This is a genomic window from Tessaracoccus sp. MC1627, assembly GCF_014164725.1.
Classification (GTDB): Bacteria; Actinomycetota; Actinomycetes; order Propionibacteriales; family Propionibacteriaceae; genus Arachnia.
On sequence record NZ_JACJGA010000015.1, the window covers coordinates 1 to 18,079 of the forward strand.

General features: G+C 69.3%; 16 protein-coding genes and 2 pseudogenes. 12 read left to right on the top strand and 6 right to left on the bottom strand.

Features of this window, described 5'->3' with window-relative positions; all coding sequences use genetic code 11:
* Nucleotides 1-185 (bottom strand): annotated as a pseudogene (locus H5399_RS17300) (IS1380 family transposase); the annotation flags it as partial.
* Nucleotides 186-388: 203 nt separating this feature from the next.
* Here H5399_RS17300 and H5399_RS17305 point away from each other — a divergent pair.
* From H5399_RS17305 to H5399_RS17340, 8 genes are all read left to right on the top strand, one after another.
* Nucleotides 389-847 carry a hypothetical protein gene (locus H5399_RS17305; RefSeq protein WP_182784940.1) on the top strand — a complete coding sequence of 153 codons (459 nt, stop codon included), beginning with the start codon at nucleotides 389-391 and terminating at the stop codon, nucleotides 845-847.
* Nucleotides 848-889: 42 nt separating this feature from the next.
* Complete coding sequence (locus tag H5399_RS17310) at nucleotides 890-2,464, top strand: acyl-CoA carboxylase subunit beta (RefSeq protein ID WP_182784942.1); 1,575 nt, start codon at nucleotides 890-892, stop codon at nucleotides 2,462-2,464.
* The gene (locus H5399_RS17315; RefSeq protein ID WP_255422434.1) at nucleotides 2,461-2,670 is read left to right on the top strand and encodes an acyl-CoA carboxylase epsilon subunit; all 210 of its coding nucleotides are present in this window, start codon (nucleotides 2,461-2,463) and stop codon (nucleotides 2,668-2,670) included. The genes H5399_RS17310 and H5399_RS17315 overlap by 4 nt, the downstream gene beginning before the upstream one ends.
* Before the next feature lie 2 nt (nucleotides 2,671-2,672).
* Nucleotides 2,673-3,266: a nucleoside triphosphate pyrophosphatase gene (locus H5399_RS17320; protein ID WP_182784944.1), complete on the top strand. Its 594-nt coding sequence runs from the start codon at nucleotides 2,673-2,675 to the stop codon at nucleotides 3,264-3,266.
* Nucleotides 3,267-3,289: 23 nt separating this feature from the next.
* Complete coding sequence (locus tag H5399_RS17325; protein WP_182784946.1) at nucleotides 3,290-3,706, top strand: hypothetical protein; 417 nt, start codon at nucleotides 3,290-3,292, stop codon at nucleotides 3,704-3,706.
* A 9-nt stretch (nucleotides 3,707-3,715) separates the two neighbouring features.
* Nucleotides 3,716-4,912, top strand: coding sequence for a mechanosensitive ion channel family protein (locus H5399_RS17330; protein WP_182784948.1), 1,197 nt, complete (start codon nucleotides 3,716-3,718; stop codon nucleotides 4,910-4,912).
* A gap of 91 nt (nucleotides 4,913-5,003) precedes the next feature.
* Nucleotides 5,004-6,779: a biotin carboxylase N-terminal domain-containing protein gene (locus H5399_RS17335; protein WP_182784950.1), complete on the top strand. Its 1,776-nt coding sequence runs from the start codon at nucleotides 5,004-5,006 to the stop codon at nucleotides 6,777-6,779.
* A gap of 33 nt (nucleotides 6,780-6,812) precedes the next feature.
* Nucleotides 6,813-7,598 (top strand): hypothetical protein, encoded by a 786-nt coding sequence (locus H5399_RS17340; RefSeq protein ID WP_182784952.1) that lies wholly within the window; start codon nucleotides 6,813-6,815, stop codon nucleotides 7,596-7,598.
* A 21-nt stretch (nucleotides 7,599-7,619) separates the two neighbouring features.
* Here the strand turns inward: H5399_RS17340 and H5399_RS17345 are convergent, their stop codons facing one another.
* The gene (locus H5399_RS17345) at nucleotides 7,620-9,023 is read right to left on the bottom strand and encodes an NAD(P)H-quinone dehydrogenase (RefSeq protein WP_182784954.1); all 1,404 of its coding nucleotides are present in this window, start codon (nucleotides 9,021-9,023) and stop codon (nucleotides 7,620-7,622) included.
* A 143-nt stretch (nucleotides 9,024-9,166) separates the two neighbouring features.
* On the opposite strand from H5399_RS17345, the gene H5399_RS17350 reads away from it, so the two are divergent.
* Together H5399_RS17350 and H5399_RS17355 are read left to right on the top strand one after the other, a co-directional pair.
* Nucleotides 9,167-10,831 (top strand): phospho-sugar mutase, encoded by a 1,665-nt coding sequence (locus H5399_RS17350; RefSeq protein WP_182784956.1) that lies wholly within the window; start codon nucleotides 9,167-9,169, stop codon nucleotides 10,829-10,831.
* 41 nt (nucleotides 10,832-10,872) lie between these two features.
* Complete coding sequence (locus tag H5399_RS17355) at nucleotides 10,873-12,687, top strand: DUF2207 domain-containing protein (protein ID WP_182784958.1); 1,815 nt, start codon at nucleotides 10,873-10,875, stop codon at nucleotides 12,685-12,687.
* Between the two features lie 3 nt (nucleotides 12,688-12,690).
* Here the strand turns inward: H5399_RS17355 and metG are convergent, their stop codons facing one another.
* The 3 genes from metG to H5399_RS18725 all read right to left on the bottom strand — a co-directional run bounded on the left by metG (nucleotide 12,691) and on the right by H5399_RS18725 (nucleotide 16,039).
* A complete protein-coding gene (gene metG / locus H5399_RS17360; RefSeq protein ID WP_370585824.1) occupies nucleotides 12,691-14,475 on the bottom strand; it encodes a methionine--tRNA ligase in 1,785 nt (594 codons plus the stop codon).
* Nucleotides 14,476-14,504: 29 nt separating this feature from the next.
* Nucleotides 14,505-15,074, bottom strand: coding sequence for an NADPH-dependent FMN reductase (locus H5399_RS17365; RefSeq protein ID WP_182784961.1), 570 nt, complete (start codon nucleotides 15,072-15,074; stop codon nucleotides 14,505-14,507).
* Nucleotides 15,075-15,175: 101 nt separating this feature from the next.
* The gene (locus tag H5399_RS18725) at nucleotides 15,176-16,039 is read right to left on the bottom strand and encodes an RNase H family protein (RefSeq protein ID WP_370585825.1); all 864 of its coding nucleotides are present in this window, start codon (nucleotides 16,037-16,039) and stop codon (nucleotides 15,176-15,178) included.
* Between the two features lie 121 nt (nucleotides 16,040-16,160).
* Here H5399_RS18725 and H5399_RS17375 point away from each other — a divergent pair, with 121 nt between their 5' ends.
* Both H5399_RS17375 and H5399_RS17380 read left to right on the top strand, forming a co-directional pair.
* Nucleotides 16,161-16,379 (top strand): hypothetical protein, encoded by a 219-nt coding sequence (locus H5399_RS17375; protein ID WP_182784964.1) that lies wholly within the window; start codon nucleotides 16,161-16,163, stop codon nucleotides 16,377-16,379.
* A 31-nt stretch (nucleotides 16,380-16,410) separates the two neighbouring features.
* Nucleotides 16,411-16,959, top strand: a complete 549-nt coding sequence (locus tag H5399_RS17380; protein ID WP_182784966.1) for a DinB family protein — start codon at nucleotides 16,411-16,413, stop codon at nucleotides 16,957-16,959.
* Nucleotides 16,960-17,185: 226 nt separating this feature from the next.
* Here H5399_RS17380 and H5399_RS17385 read toward each other — a convergent pair.
* Nucleotides 17,186-18,079, bottom strand: a pseudogene (locus H5399_RS17385) (hypothetical protein); the annotation flags it as partial.

Below are 18,079 nucleotides of genomic sequence, written 5' to 3' on the forward strand. Positions count from 1 at the left end.
AACGATGTGACCTTCGCGCCGGCGTTGGCGCCCTTGTCGGTGGGGACACTCAAGTGCGCATCGCCCAGGTCCTGCAGCCCCGCAGCTTGGGCCAGTCTCATCGTCGGGACCAGCCCAGCGGCCGACACAAGATTCGGGTCATCGAAGCTGACAGAAACAGCGTGAGGAGTATGAGAGAGTTGCATCTGACGGATGCTCTTCCTACTTGGTGATTTTTGACTCTAGACAAGTCCCAATATCCCAGTAGCAAGGGCATTCGTTCGTCACGGCACGCTCAACCCACCCAACCCATCGGTGGATCGAGGCTTAGGCGAAAGGGCCGATGCGGGTCCCAGGGCGCCGCTCCTACGGTCGAAGGCATCACCATCGGCTCGAGAAGGAGACTCCCATGTCCCGCCCCCTCACCCTGCTGGCCCTCGTGTGGGCACCGTTCCTGTCGATCTTCGTGTTCGCGTCCCAGGGGGACACGAGTGCCCTGCACATCGCCTCCCACCTCCTGGCGCTCGCCCTGCTCATCCCCGCGTCCCTCCTCACGTGGCGGATGCGGCCGGAGGCGCCCGGGAGGGCGTCGCGGTGGATCCTGACCATCCTCTCGGCCAGCGTGCCGGTCGCGGCGCTCGGCCACGTGGGCGAGCTGGCCGTGGCAGTTCTCCGGCTGGCCGAGGACGGCTGGGTGAACCTCGACACGGCCGATATCTGGGAGCACGGCCCGCACGTCACGATCGCCAGTGTGACGATCCCGGCGATGATGCTGAGCATGCTGCTGACCGTCGCCCTGGCGGCTCTCTCGCTGCTCGGTCGACGCTCCAGGCCCGGGACCGTCGAGCCAAGCCACCCCACAATCTGAGCGGCCGGAGGGAGTGGCCCGTCCCGCCGCTATGGTGACCCCATGGAGATCGACATCCACACCACTGCCGGTCGGATCGCGAATCTCGGAGTGCGCATCGATGAAGCTGTGCACGCCGGTTCGGCCGAAGCGGTGGAGAAGCAGCATGCCAAGGGGAAGATGACCGCCCGAGAGCGGATCATGGCCCTCCTCGACGAAGGAAGCTTCGCCGAGTTCGACCAGTTCTCACGTCACCGCACCACCGCCTTCGGGATGGACGCCCGCCGTCCGTTCGGCGACGGCGTCATCACCGGCACCGGCTCCATCCACGGCCGCCCGGTGTGCGTGTTCAGCCAGGACGTCACCATCTTCGGTGGCGCGCTGGGCCAGGTGTACGGCGAGAAAATCGTGAAGATCCAGGACTTCGCGCTCAAGACGGGGGTGCCGATCATCGGCATCAACGAGGGCGGCGGGGCCAGGATCCAGGAAGGGGTGGTCTCGCTCGCGCTCTACGGGGAGATCTTCAAGCGCAACACGCGCGCCTCGGGCGTGATTCCGCAGATCTCGCTCATCATGGGCGCGGCCGCCGGCGGCCACGTCTACGGGCCGGCCCTGACGGACTTCGTCGTCATGGTGGACAAGACCTCGCAGATGTTCATCACCGGCCCGGAGGTCATCAAGACCGTCACCGGCGAGGACGTCTCCATGGAGGAGCTCGGCGGCGGCCGCACCCACAACACCAAGTCCGGCAACGCCCACTACCTCGCCGCGGACGAGAACGACGCCATCGAGTACGTCCGTGAACTGCTCACCTACCTGCCGCAGAACAACCTGGAGGATCCGCCGCTCTTCGACGACGAGGAGGTGGACCTCACCATCACCGATCACGACCGCGAGCTCGACCTGCTCGTCCCCGATGCGGCCAACCAGCCCTACGACATGCGCGAGGTCATCCGCAACGTCCTCGACGACGACGAGTTCCTCGAGGTCATGCCGCTGTTCGCGGGCTCGATCATCGTGGGCTTCGGCAGGATCGAGGGCCGCTCCATCGGCATCGTCGCCAACCAGCCCACCGTGTTCGCGGGCTGCCTGGACATCGACTCGGCGGAGAAGGCGGCGCGGTTCGTCCGCACCTGCGACGCGTTCAACATCCCCGTCCTCACCTTCGTCGACGTGCCCGGCTTCCTGCCCGGCGTCGGCCAGGAGCACCAGGGGATCATCCGCCGCGGCGCCAAGCTGATCTACGCGTACGCGGAGGCGACCGTGCCACTGCTGACGGTGATCACCCGCAAGGCCTACGGCGGCGCGTACGTGGTGATGGGCTCCAAGCACCTGGGCGCCGACATCAATCTCGCCTGGCCCACCGCGCAGATCGCGGTCATGGGCGGTCAGGGCGCGGTCAACATCCTTTACCGCAAGCAGATCGCTGCGGCCGAGGACCCGGACACCGAGCGCGCCCGGCTCATCCAGGAGTACGACGATGAGCTCACCAACCCCTACGTGGCGGCGGACCGCGGATACATCGATCAGGTGATCTACCCGCACGAGACGCGGGCACAGGTGATCCGGGCTCTGCGGCTGCTGCGCAGCAAGCGCGAGGCCCTCCCGCCGAAGAAGCACGGGAACATTCCGCTATGACCGAGCCGATGGCCCTGCGCGGCGCGCACCTGAGCGAGGAGGAGGTGGCGGCCGTCGTCGCGGTGCTCCACGCCTCCGCGGGGGCGGAGCAGCTCCGCTCACCGGACGACAGGCCGCTGGCCGGCGGCTGGAAGTCCTACTATCGCACCGTCCGCTCGCCGCTCATGGGCGGGCGGGACGCCTGGCGGACCTACCACAGGATGTGACGATGCGCTTCATCCTCGCCTCCAAGTCCCCCGCGCGGCTTGCTGTGCTGCGCCGGGCCGGGCTTGACCCTGAGGTGATCGTCTCCGGATTCGACGAGCGCCAGGTCCTCGACCCGGTGCCCACCAGGCTCGCCGCCCGGCTCGCCGAGTTCAAGGGCGCCGCGGTCATCCCGCAACTCCACGGCGACTTCGTGCTCCTCGCCTGCGACTCGGTACTCGAGTTCGAGGGCCGCGCGCACGGCAAGCCCGGATCGCGGGAGGCGGCGACCGAGCGGTGGCGGCGGATGCGCGGTCGCGAGGGTCTCCTGCATACCGGTCACTTCGTCGCGGTCCGGCAGGGCGGCGAGGAGACGCGCTCCATCCAGGTGGGGTCCACCGTGGTGCGGTTCGCGGACCTGCCCGACGACGAGATCGAGGCCTACGCGGCCACCGGCGAGCCGCAGCGGGTCGCCGGCGGGTTCACCATCGACGGGCGAGGCGGCGCCTACGTCACCTCCATCGAGGGCGATCCCTACAACGTCGTCGGGGTGTCGCTGCCGCTGTTCCGGCAGATGGTCATCGACGCCGGCGTGCCCTGGCAGTCGCTCTGGCGCTGAACGGGCGCCAGTACAGTTGGCCCGTGCTCCGGATCACCCTCGCCGTCGTCGGCCTGCTCGCGGTGGCGGGCTGCTCGGCGCCGCCGCTCCCGTCCACGCCGACGCCGTCGGTGACCGTCAGCGCCCTCACCGAGGCACCGGCCGACGGCGTGCTGCTCTCGGATCTCGGTTTCCTCAACGCGCCTGCCGGCTTCTCGATTCCGCGGGACGCCGAGATTGAGGAGCGGGTGGACAGCGGCAACAACATCACGGTCGTCCTGAGCTCCCCGACCGGCGACGAGGTGGCCGAGTATCTGCGCCGCCACCTCCCCGCCATGGGCTTCACCGTCACAGCAGACGCGGGAGGGTCGCTGCTGTTCGAGTCGGCGGTCCACGACGGCGCGTTCACCGTCACCGGGGAGCTGTCGGCGCTCAGCCTGCGCACAGACCGCGGCGCCTAGGCTGAGGCCATGGAACTGCTGACCCTGGTGGTGTACGCCGTCGCGGGATTCCTCGCGGGCACCGCACTGTCGATCACCATCTCGGTAGTGATGAGCTTCATCGTGCGCCGCAGGAAGGGACTCGCGTTCGTGTCGCGGCGCCTCAAGGTGCCCCAACGGCTGCTCTTCACGCTCGCCGGAACGGGCCTCGGTGTGGCCATCGCGACGGCCGACCCTGAACCGACGTGGCGGCCCCTCTTCATGCAGGGCCTGCTCATCGTGATCATTCTGGCCGGTGCCTACCTGGGCACGGGCGTGATCAAGGCGGTGGAGGACGGCATCGTCGCCGGTGCACGGGAGGAGGAGGGCACCGACACATCGCGCTTCCGCCGGGTACGCACCCAAATGCAGGTGGTGGCCCGGGTCCTGATCGCGGTGCTCTGGACCATCGCCCTGGGCTGGGCGCTCTTCACCTTCCCCGCGTTGCGCACTCTGGGCGCGTCGCTGTTCGCGTCGGCGGGTCTGCTGTCCATCGTCGCCGGCCTGGCCGCGCAGTCGACGCTGTCCAACGTGTTCGCCGGCATGCAGCTGGCCTTCAGCGACGCGCTGCGCGTGGGAGATCTGGTGGTCTTCGACGGCGAGATGGGCACGGTGGAGGAGATCACCCTCACCTATGTGGTCGTGGGCACCTGGGATCAGCGCCGCTGGATCGTGCCCAGCACGTCGTTCACCACCCAGGCCTTTGAGAACTGGACCCGCGGGCAGGCCCATCTGTACGGCACCGTGGAGTTCGATCTGGACTGGCTGGTTCCCGTCGAGGCGATGCGCGTGGAGCTCCACCACATCGTCGAGGCCAGCCCCCTGTGGGACAGGAAGACCGTGAGCCTGCAGGTCACCGACGCCACCGGTGGGCCCGTGCGGCTGTACGCCGTGGTCTCGGCCGCAAGCTCCGGCGACCTGTGGGATCTGCGCTGCCACGTCCGGGAACAGCTCATCTCGTGGGTCCAGCGGCACGCGATCTACGCGCTCCCACGCACCCGCCTCGAGCCGGAGACCACCCCGGCACCGCCCATTGAGGAGCGCGACGAGTTCGTGGGCCAGATGGTCACGGAGTACGAGGCGGAGAAGGCCCAGGCGGAGTCGGGCATCGAGACCGCCGTCATGCCCGCCGTCCGCCAGGGGGAGGCCCCGCCGCGACCCTGGTTCCAGGCCCTGCGGGACCGCTGACCGGGTTCGGGTCCAGTGTCGCGGACCTGTCGCCGCGTGGCCCCCTGGCGTGGATAGACTCCTGACAAAGCCAAATAGAGGAGGTCCTAGAGTGGGCAACGTCGCCGTCTCCAAGGTTCTGGTCGCCAACCGAGGCGAGATCGCCGTCCGTGTCATCCGCGCCGCACGGGACGCGGGCATCGCGTCGGTGGCCGTCTACGCGGACTCGGATTCCGAATCGCTCTTCGTCAAGCTCGCGGACGAGGCGTTCGCCCTCAACGGCGCCACCCCTGCAGACACCTACCTCAACATCCCCAAGCTGCTCGACGTTGCCGCCCGCTCCGGCGCCAACGCGGTGCACCCCGGCTACGGCTTCCTCGCGGAGAACGCGCACTTCGCCCAGGCCGTCATGGACGCCGGCCTGATCTGGATCGGCCCTCCCCCGGCAGCCATCGAGGCGCTCGGAGACAAGGTCCAGGCCCGCCACATCGCGCAGAGGGTAGGGGCGCCGCTGGTGCCCGGCACCGCTGATCCGGTCGCCAACGCCGAGGAGGCGGTCGCGTTTGCGACTGAGCATGGCCTCCCGATCGCCATCAAGGCCGCGTTCGGCGGCGGCGGTCGCGGCCTGAAGGTGGCCCGGACGCTGGAGGAGGTGCCGGAGATGTTCGAGTCCGCCACCCGCGAGGCCGTCACCGCCTTCGGACGCGGCGAATGCTTCGTCGAGCGGTACCTGGACAAGCCGCGCCACGTGGAGACACAGTGCCTGGCAGACAGCCACGGCAACGTCGTGGTGGTGTCCACCCGGGACTGCTCGCTACAGCGGCGGCACCAGAAGCTCGTCGAGGAGGCGCCAGCGCCCTTCCTCACCGAGCATCAGGTGTCCCGGCTGTATGAGTCGAGCAAGGCCATCCTCCGGGAGGCGGGGTACGTGGGCGCCGGCACCTGCGAGTTCCTCGTCGCCCTCGACGGCACCATCTCGTTCCTCGAGGTCAACACCCGCCTCCAGGTGGAGCACCCGGTCTCGGAGGAGGTCACCCGGATCGACCTCGTGCGGGAGATGTTCCGCATCGCCGCCGGCGAGGAGCTCGGCTACCCGGACCCGGATGTGCACGGCCACTCCATCGAGTTCCGCATCAACGCCGAGGACGCCGGCCGCAACTTCATGCCCGCCCCTGGCACCCTGGTCAAGTGGCACGCCCCCACCGGGCCTGGTGTCCGGGTCGACGAGGGCTACCACGTGGGCATGACGGTGCCAGGCGCGTTCGACTCGCTGGTGGCGAAGCTGATCGTCACCGGGGCGGACCGAAAGCAGGCGATCGCCCGCTCCCGTCGCGCCCTGGCGGAGCTGCAGATCGAGGGCATGCCCACCGTCGTGCCGTTCCATCAGGCCGTGCTCAACGATCCGGCCTACACGGCCGAGGACGGCAACTTCGGGGTGCACACGCGCTGGATCGAGACCGAGTTCACCGGTGAGATCGCTCCCTACACCGGAGTTCTGGGCGAGGCCGACGATGCGCCCGAGCCGGAGACCATCACGGTGGAGGTCAACGGCAAGCGGGTGGAGGTGAAGCTGCCAGGCGGCTTCGGGGCCCGTCCCGCCTCGTCGAAGGCGGTGAGGAAGCCCACCAAGCGTGACCGCGGCGGCAGCAGGGTTTCGGCCCCGTCGGGCAACGCGCTCACCTCCCCGATGCAGGGCACCATCGTCAAGGTGGCCGTCGAAGAGGGGCAGCAGGTCGGCGAGGGCGAGACCATCGCGGTGATCGAGGCCATGAAGATGGAGCAGCCGCTCAACGCCCACCGCGACGGCGTCATCGTCGGACTGAAGGTGGAGGCGGGCCAGGCGGTCACCGCCGGGGAGGTGCTCTGCGAGATCGTCGACGCCGAGTGAGCCACGCTTGAGGCCGGGGTTATCGTAGAGAGCATGTTCTCCGGTCTGTTCACCATGATCATGGTGATGGTTGTGGTCAGCATCATCGTGTCCATGACCTCGCGTCGCTCGGCGCCGCCGCCGCATCAGATGCACCGCTGGAACGACCCCTACGCGCTCCCGCAGTCCGGATACCAGCAGCCCACCCCGTATCACCAGCCCAACCCCTACCCACAGCCGGTCTATCCCATCAGCCCCGGCGCGCGGGCGGCCCTGGACGCAGACATCACCACCTTCGGCGGCGAGTTGAGAGACCTGGACCTGGACGTGGTGGGCCGAGAACTCGACGCCGGCGCCCAGGCCGACTACACGCGGGCACTGGACGCCTATGACGGCTCCAAGAACCAACTGGAGCGCGCTCAGACCGACGCCGATGTGCGACGCATCGCGGAGATCCTCGAGGACGGCCGGTTTGCGGTTGCCTCCGTGAAGGCCCGGGTCAACGGGCACCCGCTGCCGGAGAAGAGGCCGCCGTGCTTCTTCGACCCGGCACACGGTCCCTCGACGCAGAACGTGCACTGGGCGCCGCCTGGGGGCGCTGTCCGCGAGGTTCCCGCGTGCGCCTCGGACGCCCAACGAGTCATGACGGGCCTGGATCCCTCGATCCGGCTGGTCCCCATGGGAGCCCGCCAGGTGCCGTACTGGGAGAATCAGCAGTACGCTCCCTGGGCCCAGGGCTACTACGGCCGATACGGCATGGACCCCGCGTTGCGCCAGATCACGCACGGCGCCCTCATGATCGGCGGCTTCTCGCTCCTCATGGGGCTCCTGGACGACTGACGTCCGGACTGTCCACCTCGCTCAGGTGGTCAGGAGCGCGCCGTCGCGGTTGTGCAGGCGGCGGGCCGCCTCCGCGATCGAGCCGGACATGGACGGGTAGACGGTGAAGGCCTGGCTGAAGTCGTCCACGGTGACCTTCTGCGCCACCGCGATCGACACCGCGTGGATGAGCTCCGAGGCGCGCGGCGCCACCACCACGCCGCCGATGATGATGCCGGTGGTGGGCAGGCAGAACAACTTGACGAATCCGTCGGTGAAGCCCTGCATCTTCGAGCGGGCGTTCGACGCCAACGGCAGCAGCACCGACGCAACCCGGACGTCGCCGGTATCGGCCTGCTCCTGGGTGATGCCGACGGTGGCGATCTCCGGCGTGGTGAACACGTTCGACGACACTCGGCGCAGATCCATGGGCGTCACCGCGTCGCCCAGCGCATGCCACATCGCGATGCGGCCCTGCATCGCGGCCACCGACGCCAAGGCGAAGACGCCGGTCACGTCGCCCGCCGCGTAGATGTTACGCACGCTGGTGCGCGAGACGCGGTCCACCGAGATGTGTCCCGACGGGGTCATCGCCACCCCCGCCTCCTCGAGCCCGAGCCCGGCGGAGTTGGGGATGGCGCCCACCGCCATGAGGCAGTGCGAGCCGCGAACCTCACGGCCGTCCTCCAGCGACACCACCACCTCGTCGCCCTCACGGCGCGCCGCGTAGGCGCGCGATTCGCTCATGATCTCCATGCCCCGGCGTTCAAAGGCGCGCTGCAGGACGGCGGCCGCGTCCTGGTCCTGGCCGGGCAGCACCTGCTTGCGCGAGGACACCAGCACCACGTCACAGCCGAGTCCGTCGTAGGCGGAGGCGAACTCCGCGCCGGTCACGCCCGATCCCACGACGATCAGCCTCTCCGGCACCTCGCTCAGGTTGTAGACCTGTTTCCAGTTGAGGATCCGCTCCCCGTCGCAGGCCGCCTCAGGCAACTCGCGGGGCGTGGTGCCCGTGGCCAGGAGGACGATGTCGGCGTCGAAGCTCTGCTCGCCGGCCCCGGTGCTGGCCACCACGCGGGTGGCGCCGTCGAGGCGGGCGCTGCCGGCCACGAGGTGCACCCCGTCCTGCCGGAGGCGCTGAGCGATGTCTGCCGACTGGGCCTTGGCCAGGGTGAGGACGCGCTCGTTGACCTCCGCCAGGTCCACCCGCACCACGTCCGAGACATCCGTCGCCGCGATGTGAAGGCCGAGCTGGCGGGCGCTCTCGATGCGGACCATGACCTCGGCCGTGGCGATCAGCGTCTTCGACGGCACACAGTCGCTCAGCACAGCGGCTCCGCCCATGCCGTCCCGTTCGATCAGGGTGACCTCGCCGCCGAGCTGGTTGGCCACGAGCGCAGCCTCGTAGCCGCCGGGTCCGCCACCGATGATCACTACCTTCGTCACGTGCCCATCCTTCCACAGCGCCCGGGGTGGGGAGCCTGGCACGCGCCTATGCTGGACCGGGTGAGCGAACCCTTCGAGCATGTGGTGACCGGCCACGGCGGGATGCTTGTGCTGGCCGGCACGGCCGCCTGGAGGTGCTCTGGATGAACGAGTTGCTGACCCGCGCCCAGGAGTGGCGCGACGCTGACCCGGACCCCGACACCGCCGGCCGGCTGGACGAGCTGATCGTCCGGGCCCAGGCCAACGACCACACCATCCGCGAGCCCGCCCTCACGGAGCTCGCCTCCGCCTTCGCGGGACCGCTCGAGTTCGGCACGGCCGGCCTCCGCGGACCTCTCGGGCCGGGACCGGCTCGGATGAACCGTGTGGTGGTGACGCAGGCCGCGGCCGGCTTCGCCCTCTGGCTCTCCGCGAACGGCCACTCCGGCGGCCGTGTCATCGTCGGATACGACGCCCGGCACAAGTCCGACGAGTTTGCCCGCGACACCGCCGAGGTGATGGCCGGTGCAGGATTCGACGTGCTCTGGACCAGCGAGCCCATCCCCACCCCCGTCGTCGCCTTCGGCATCCAGCACTTCGGCTGCGTCGCGGGCGTGGTGGTCACCGCGTCCCACAACCCGTCAGCGGACAACGGCTACAAGGTCTTCCTCGGCGACGGCTCGCAGATCGTGCCGCCGACGGACGCCGAGATCGCCGCGAAGATCGCCGTCGTGGCCGATCACGGGTGGGCCAAGCTCCCCCGTTCGGAGGTGCGCCGCGACATCACCGCCGAGCTCCTGGACGCATACGTGGCGCGGGCGGCCTCCCTGTACCCGGCCGATTCCGCGCGGGAGCTGGTCTGGGTCCACACAGCGCTGCACGGCGTCGGCGCGAAGACGGTGCGGCGGGTCGCGGAGGCCGTCGGGCTCCCCGCCCCCGTCGAGGTGGCGCAGCAGGCTGAGCCCCACCCCGAGTTCCCCACCGTCGCGTTCCCCAACCCGGAGGAGAAGGGCGCGATCGACCTGGCGCTGGCCTTGGCGGAGGCCGAGGGCGCGGACGTGGTGATCGCCAACGACCCGGACGCGGACCGCTGCGCAGTGGCCGCGGTGGTCGACGGTGTGTGGCGGATGCTCACCGGCGATGAGCTGGGCGCCATCCTCGGTCACGACGCGATCGCACGCGGGGTACCCGGCACGTTCGCGAACTCCGTGGTCTCCGCGACGCTGCTCGGCAGGATGGCCCGCCGCGCGGGTCGCCTGCACGTGACCACGTTGACGGGGTTCAAGTGGATCGGCCGCGTGCCGGACCTGGCCTTCGGCTATGAGGAGGCCATCGGCTACTGCGTCGATTCGCGCGCGGTCCCGGACAAGGACGGGATCACCGCCGCGCTGACGGTGCTGCGGATCGTTGCCGACCTCAAGGTCTCGGGCCGCGCGTTGGCGGACCTGCTCGACGACATCGCCCGCGAGCACGGCCTGACCGCCACCTCCCAGCTGTCGGTGCGCGTGGCCGACCGGTCCCTGATCGCCGACGCCATGACGCGGCTGAGGCGCAACCCGCCGTCGGCGCTCCTCGGGGCCCCGGCGACGGTGCTGGACCTCGCCCACGGCTCGGACACGCTGCCCCCCACCGACGCCATCGAACTCACTGGTGAGCGGGTGCACGTGGTGGCCCGCCCCTCGGGCACCGAGCCCAAGTTGAAGTGTTACCTGGAGGTCCGGCTGGACGCCGAGGAGTCCGTCGACGTGCGCGCGGCGCGGCTGGCCGCGGCGGGACGGCTGGCCGAACTGCGGCGGGAGATGGCAGCCGCACTCGGGGTGGAGGGCTGATCCAGCGCCCGCTGTTCGGCGGCATGGATACAGTTGATTCCATGACGAAGCTTCGCGCCGGTCTCCTCGCTCTACTGATCGCCCTCGCCGTGGCCTGGGTGGGGGTGGTGCCGGCGGCCGCCGACGACTCAGCGCCCATTACCCGCTACGACGTGGACGTGGTCCTGAGGACCGACGGTGTCGCGGGCGTCACCATCGACTTCACCATGGATTTCTCGGCGCTGAGGGGCCGCGGGCCCTACATCCTGCTGCCGACGTTGCAGGAGGACGGCGCGAACCCCGACGAGAACTATGTGTTCAGGTACTCCAACATCTCGGTCTCCTCGTCGACGGGGGCCAACACCCAGGTCCTCCAGGAACAGGACGCCGATATGTTGTCGCTGCGCATCGGCAACGAGAACATCTTCAACACCACCCCTGAGGACTACACCCTCACCTACGACGTGACCGGCCTGATCGCCACGGATCACCCTGTCAGCGGCCTCGATGAGTTCAACTGGGACGTCATCGGCCCCGGCTGGGAATCGCGGTTCTCCAACATCACCGTCGACGTCACCGGACCCGCCGGGCTCGAGCAGGTGGCCTGCTTCTACGGTCCCACCGCCGACACCCCGTGTGAGGCGACACAGTCGGTTGACGCGGCCACCTACACGCTGGCCTCGCTGCCGCCCAACACTCGGATGCAGGTGGTGGCGGGCTACCCGGCCGGTACCTTCCCCGGCGTGACGCAGGAGAAGGCCCGCCGGGTGACCGCGGCCAACGCCTTCGAGCTCACCCCCGCCACCGGTGCCGTGACCGGCGCAGGTCTGATCGCCGCCATCGTCGGGCTGATCGCAGTGCGTCGGCGTCATGCCCGAGACGACGTCTATCTGGGGCTCACCCCCGGCCTCACCCCGCTTTCCGGCCAGGAGGAGCGGGTAGGGACGCGCAGCGGCAAGTTCCCGGTCACTGTCCAGTTCCACCCGCCGAAGGGCGCCACCCCTGGTGAGATCGGCACTCTCATGGACACCACGGCGGACAACGTCGACGTGTCCGCCACCATCGTGGATCTCGCAGTCCGCGGCTATCTGCGCATCATCTCGCAGTCGAAGAAGGACTTCACGCTGGAGGCGCTGCACGCGCCGCCCGGACCCCTGGAGCCGTTCGAGGAGAAGCTGCTGGCCGATCTGTTCCAGGGACGCAGCGTGAGGACGTCGAAGGAGCTGAGCAAGGCGAAGTTCGCCGAGGTGCTGCCGGACGCCCGCAACGGCCTGTACTCCTCCGTCGTGGCCAAGGGCTGGTTCAAGGGCAACCCCACCACCGCACAGATGGTGCCCATCGTGCTGGGTGGCCTGGCGATCGGCGCCGGCCTCCTCTTTGCCTTCGTGGGAGCCGCTGTGGGATGGGGCCTCATCGGCATCCCGCTGGCCGTCTTCGGGATCGGCCTCATCGTGATGTCCAGCAAGTTCCGCAAGCGTACCGCCACCGGCTCGGCCTACCTCGCGCAGGCCAAGGGCTTCGAGTTGTACCTGCGTACCGCAGAGAAGGACACGCTGCAGTTCGAGGAGGGGGAGGACATCTTCAGCAAGTACCTCCCCTACGCGATGGTGTTCGGCGTCGCGGACCGCTGGTCCAAGCTGTTCGCAGACCTCGGCGCGCAGGGCCTCTACCAGGCCAACACCTCGTGGTACGTGGGCGCGGACCTCATGCACGGCTACTACTTCGCCAGCGCGATGAACAACCTCACCCACTCCATGTCGGACGCCATGCAGGCCGCCCGGATGGACGGGATGAGCTCGGCCACCGGCGGCTCCAGCGGCTTCTCCGGGTTCAGCGGGGGTGGCGGCTTCGGCGGCGGTGGCGGCGGCTCCTGGTGAGGATCAGCCGGGGATCGGGGCCCAGCTCGGGCCGGTGACGCCCAGGGTGTCGTCGAGCTTCGCGAACAGCGGGGACGGCTTCGCCAGGGGCGTGCCGGCCGCGATCGGCCGCGACTCCCACACGGCCTGCTGGCCGGCGTAGTCGCCCTGCAGTGTCGGGTAGGTGAGGTCGCCTTCGCTGACTTCGACGATCTGCGGCTGCGCGGCCCACACGCCCTGCCCCCCCAATGCCTCGAAGACCTTCTGCGCGGAGTGCGGCAGGTAGGGGGTGAGCAGCGTGTTGCAGTCCGAGACCACCTGGAGGGCGACGTGGAGGACGGTGTCGCGGCGGGCGGCGTCGTCCTTGAGCTTCCACGGCTCCTGATCGGAGAGGTACTTGTTGGCCAGGCCGACGATGCGCATGGCCTCCGTGATGCCGGCCTTGAATCGGCGGGCAGCGATGTGCTCACCCACCACCTCGAACGCGGTGCGCGACTCGTCGAGGAGCGCGCTGTCTGCGTCGGTCAACTCGCCTGCCGCGGGCACGGAGCCCACGTTTTTGTGTGCCATCGAGATGGAGCGGTTGACCAGATTGCCCCACTCGTTGGCGAGCTCGAAGTTGGTCCGGCGGACGAACTCGTCCCAGGTGAAGTCCGTGTCCTGGTTTTCGGGCCCGGCCATGGCGATGTAGTAGCGCAACGCATCCGGTCCGAACTCGCCGAGGAAGTCTCCGACGAAGATCGAGGCGCCGCGCGAGCTGGACACCTTGGAGCCCTTCATCGTCATGAACTCTGAGCTGACCACCTCGGTGGGCAGCTGCAACTCCCCCAGCGACGGGCGGATCTCGCCGCCCCTGGTCCCCTGGCCGTTGGCGCCGAGCAGGATGCCCGGCCAGATCACCGAATGGAAGACGATGTTGTCCTTGCCCATGAAGTAGTAGGACCGGGCCTCGGGGGAGTTCCAGTACGCGCGCCACGCCTCCGGGTCCCCGGTGCGCCTGGCCCATTCAACCGAGGCGGAGAGGTAGCCGATCACGGCGTCGAACCACACGTAGATGCGCTTCATGGGGGCATCGCGCCAGCCGTCGAGGGGCACGGGGACTCCCCAGTCGAGGTCGCGGGTGATGGCGCGTGGCCTGATCTCCGCCAGGAGATTGTGGGAGAACTTGAGCACGTTGGGCCGCCAGTCCTCGCGGCTGTCGATCCACTGGCCCAGCATCGGGGCGAGCGCGGGCAGATCGAGGAAGAAGTGCTCTGTCTCGACGAACTGCGGCGTCTCGCCGTTCATCTTGGACTTCGGGTTGATCAGGTCCGCCGGGTCGAGCTGGTTGCCGCAGCTGTCGCACTGGTCTCCGCGGGCGTTGTCGTAGCCGCAGAGAGGGCAGGTGCCTTCGATGAATCGGTCCGGCAGCGTTCGGCCCGTTGATGGCGAGATGGCGCCCATCTGGGTCTTGGCCGTGACGTAGCCGTTGTCGTACAGGGCGGTGAAGAGGTCCTGCACCACGCGGTAGTGGTTGGGCGTGGTGGTGCGGGTGTACAGGTCGTAGGACAGGCCCAACCCCTGCAGATCCTCAACGATCTGCCGGTGGTACTTGTCCGCCGTCTCGCGAGGGGTGAGCCCCTCCGCGTCCGCCTTCACCTGGATGGCCGTGCCGTGCTCGTCGGAGCCCGACACCATGAGCACGTCGTGGCCGGCCATCCGCATGTAGCGCGAGAACACATCGGAGGGGACGCCGAATCCGGAGACGTGACCGATGTGGCGGGGGCCGTTGGCGTAAGGCCAGGCGACGGCGGCAAGAACGTGACTCATGCGCGCCATCCTATCGGCGCGCCGAGGCCTCACTCACGCGGCAGAACGGTGAGCACCCGCTCGATGTGCTCGCGGAACTCCCCCATGAACGCGGTGAGCACTTCCCTGAGTCCGTCGTCGGTGATCGTCCCGTCGGCGTCGATGCTGGAGCCGTCGAGCTTGATGTAGGCCTCCGGGGCGGTCATCAGGCGGGCGTTGCAGAACGCGAGGACCGCACGGAGGCTCTGCTGGGCCACCGCCGTGCCGATGTTGCCGATGGAGGCGCCGATGATCGCCGCCGGCATGTGGTCGAACGAGTTCTGGCCCCAGGGCCGCGATGCCCAGTCGATGGCGTTCTTCAGCGCCCCGGGGATGGAGCGGTTGTACTCTGGCGTGACGAACAGCACGGCCTGGGCGGAGGCGAGCGCGGACTTCAGCGCCTGCGCCTCTGCGGGGTAGGCGGCGTCGTGGTCGGGCGAGTAGAGCGGTAGGTCACCGATCGGGATCTCCGTGAACTCCAGGTCCGGGGGCGCCACCGCGATGAGGGCCTTGGACAGCACGCGGTTGATGGATGTCGAGGACAGGCTCCCGACGAAGTACCCGACGCGGTAGGTGGTCATGACGGTTCCCTTCCGCCGCTCGGCCGGGGCGGCCGTGGCCGGCCACTCGGACTCTACCGACCGTCGACGCGCACCGGGTCGGGTTCGAACTCCGGGCTGGATCAGACCTGCCGGGTGGCCTGGGTGAATCGCAGCGACCAGCCCGCAGGGAGTTCCACCCACAGCCCCGAACACGTGAGGTCCTGCTGCGCCCACCGCACCAGACCGGCCCCGGCCGTCACCGTGTCGACGGCGAGGAACCGCACCTCATCGGCCGCTGGCCAGGGCAGATCCCAGGTCTGGGCGCCGTCGGCGCCGTGCGCGACGAAGTCGCGGTGGAGCCTGGCCGCTGCAGGGTCGGAGACTGCTTCCCGGGTGAGGCGAACGAGAGCGGCTTTGGTGCGCGGTGACGCGGAACCCGGCACTGGCGCCGGCACGGGCTCCTCGGGGGGCGCTGTGGAAAAGAGGTCGGGTTCCGGCTCGGTCTGCCCCACCGAGAAGTCCCGGCGCCCGGGGGGACGGTGGGTGTCCGGGAAACCCGGGCCATGGTTGACGGGGTCTCCGCGCTGAAAGGCGGTGGCCGCTGCACGGGCCCGCTCGTCCGCGGCCTCGTTCATCGAGTGTCCGGCGTGGCCCTTGACCCATTCGAACTGGACGGTGCGCCCCTGCAGCGCGGCGTCGAGCTCCTTCATCAACTCCACATTGAGCACCGGCTTGCCGTCGCCCTTCTTCCACCCCTTGCGCTTCCAGCCGGGCAACCACTTGGTGAGGGAGTTGATGACGTACTGCGAATCGCAGAGGATCCGTAGTGGCTCGTCGAGGTGCGCGGTGGAGCGGAGCAGGTCGAGCACGGCCATCAGTTCACCCATGTTGTTGGTGCCGTGGTCCCAGCCACCGGCGGCCCAGATGTCGTCGCTGACGTACCAGGCCCAGCCAGCGGGCCCGGGGTTGGAGAGGGCGGACCCATCGGCGGCGGCAACAATCACGCGCCCGAGCCTAGTGCCATGCGCATAACCGCCCGTGCACCTCACCCGCTCCTAGATTCGCTCACGACTCACCGTCACCCCGCGACAGTCCGGCAGCAACGGGCGGATCAGGGGCTACGAGGTGCTGGTCGGCGACGACCCGTCGAGCCTCGTCAGCGTCGCGGCGGGCACGCTGCCGAACTCATCAGATCCCTCCGTCATCCCCCTCACGGGGAGCGGCGACCTCGTCCGCCTCCGGGTGCTCAGCACCTACGGCGACCAGGCCGACCGCTGGGTCTCCACGGCCGAGTTGAGCGTCACGAGGCTGATCGCGGACAGCCGGCCAGGCACGCGCCGGTGAGTGAGCGGCGGGGTCAGTTAGGCTCGCCAACATGGTTGAGCCCCTGATCCCGCCGCACCCCACCACCCCCGACACCAAGGACTGGACCTGGGTGACCGAGCGGCCATGCCCCGAGTGCGGCTTCGATCCGGCCGCTGTCAGCCCAGAGGCACTTCCCGGGCTGATCCTCGACGCCTCGGCCCGCTTCCAGAGGGCGCTGGAGGGGCGGGGCGCGGAGCGGCGGCCGCAGCCCACCACCTGGTCGCCCATCGAGTACGCCCGGCATGTCGCGGACGTGTGCGAGGTCATGACCACCCGTCTCAGCCTGATCCTCGCCAGCGACGGCGCGGGGGCCGAGTTCGAGGACTGGGACCAGGACCTCGCGGCCACCGAAGAGGAGTACTGGCTCTCCGATGCCAACGCCACCCGGGTCCTCGTGGGCGAGCGCGCCAAGGCCGCGGCGAAGGCATGGGCCGAGCCCGAGGGCGAGCAGTGGGGGTGGACGGGGGTGCGCAGCAACGGGTCGCGGTTCACGGCGCTCTCTCTGGGCCGCTACTTCGCCCATGACCTCATTCACCACCTGCACGACGTCGGCGCCTGAGGGCCAGCTGTCATGGTGGTGAGTTCGTCGGGGGTCAAGGTCCGGGCGGAGGGGTCGTCCTAGTGTCGCTCCCTGAGCGCCTCCGGAGGCTCTCAAGGGACATCCCCCGCGGAGAAGCATGACCCGTCTCACACTTCCCAGAGGAGGGGCCGCCCGCGGAGCGTCGTGGCCCGTCTCGAAGCCAACCCGCCCCAGCCCGCCGGGTGAGGAGCCGCGCAGCGGGCTGTCAGGCGAGCATGCGGGTGCCGGTGGGGGTGACTTCGTAGCGGTAGCCCAGTGGGCTGGACCAGTGGAGCTGGCTTGGTCTGGGTTGGTCGGCGCGCCAGGTGCGGGCGGTTTTCGCGCGGTGGACTCGGCGGCTGAGTGGGGCAAGGTTCCCGCTCCGGGTTTGCCTTCGGCGGCCGGGTGTGAAGGGGTGGGTGTGGTCGAGGTCCAGGCCGTTGGCTCGGCGCGTGGAGTAGGGGAACATTTCGTGGTCCATGCTCAGCAGGAGGGCCTTCTTCAACCCGGCCGATGGGGCGTAGTGGTCTTCGGCGGGGATTGCGGGCAGGTCGATCACGGGCTGCACCGTGACATCCACCCCCGGGAGCAGTTCGGCCAGCAGGGCGGTGGTGATGTCCCCGGCCCGATCGATGCGGGCGGTGCCGGTGAGCTGGCCGAGGGCGTCGGCGTGAATGTGGACGGCCAGCTCCAGCTTGGGGCGGAGCTTGGCCAGTGGGGTGGTGATGGTGCCACACAACGCGCCGAGGCAGTGCGGATCATGACGCTGCCCACCGTCTACAGGCGCAGGCTCCGCAGGTCCGCCGCCGTAGCCGACTGACCCTGTGTCCGGGGCGTTGGCTGTGGTGGGGGCCGGGGCAGTGTCGAGGGCGACGGCCAGGGTGTCGTGGAGGGCGGGCTGCGCCGCGTGCTGGAGCAGCGCCAGGGCGTAGGCCGGGTTGGCCAGCACTCCGAGTGCTTTGGCGCGCAGGATCGTCTTCGATGTGTCGGGCTGCTCGACAGCCAACAGGTCGGCGATCCGGTCCACGGCAGCATCCAGGTAGCGGGCGTCGAGCACATCCAAGCGGCCGGTGAGGTTCATCACCCCCTTGTGCAACCCCCACACGTGCACCCCGCGTGA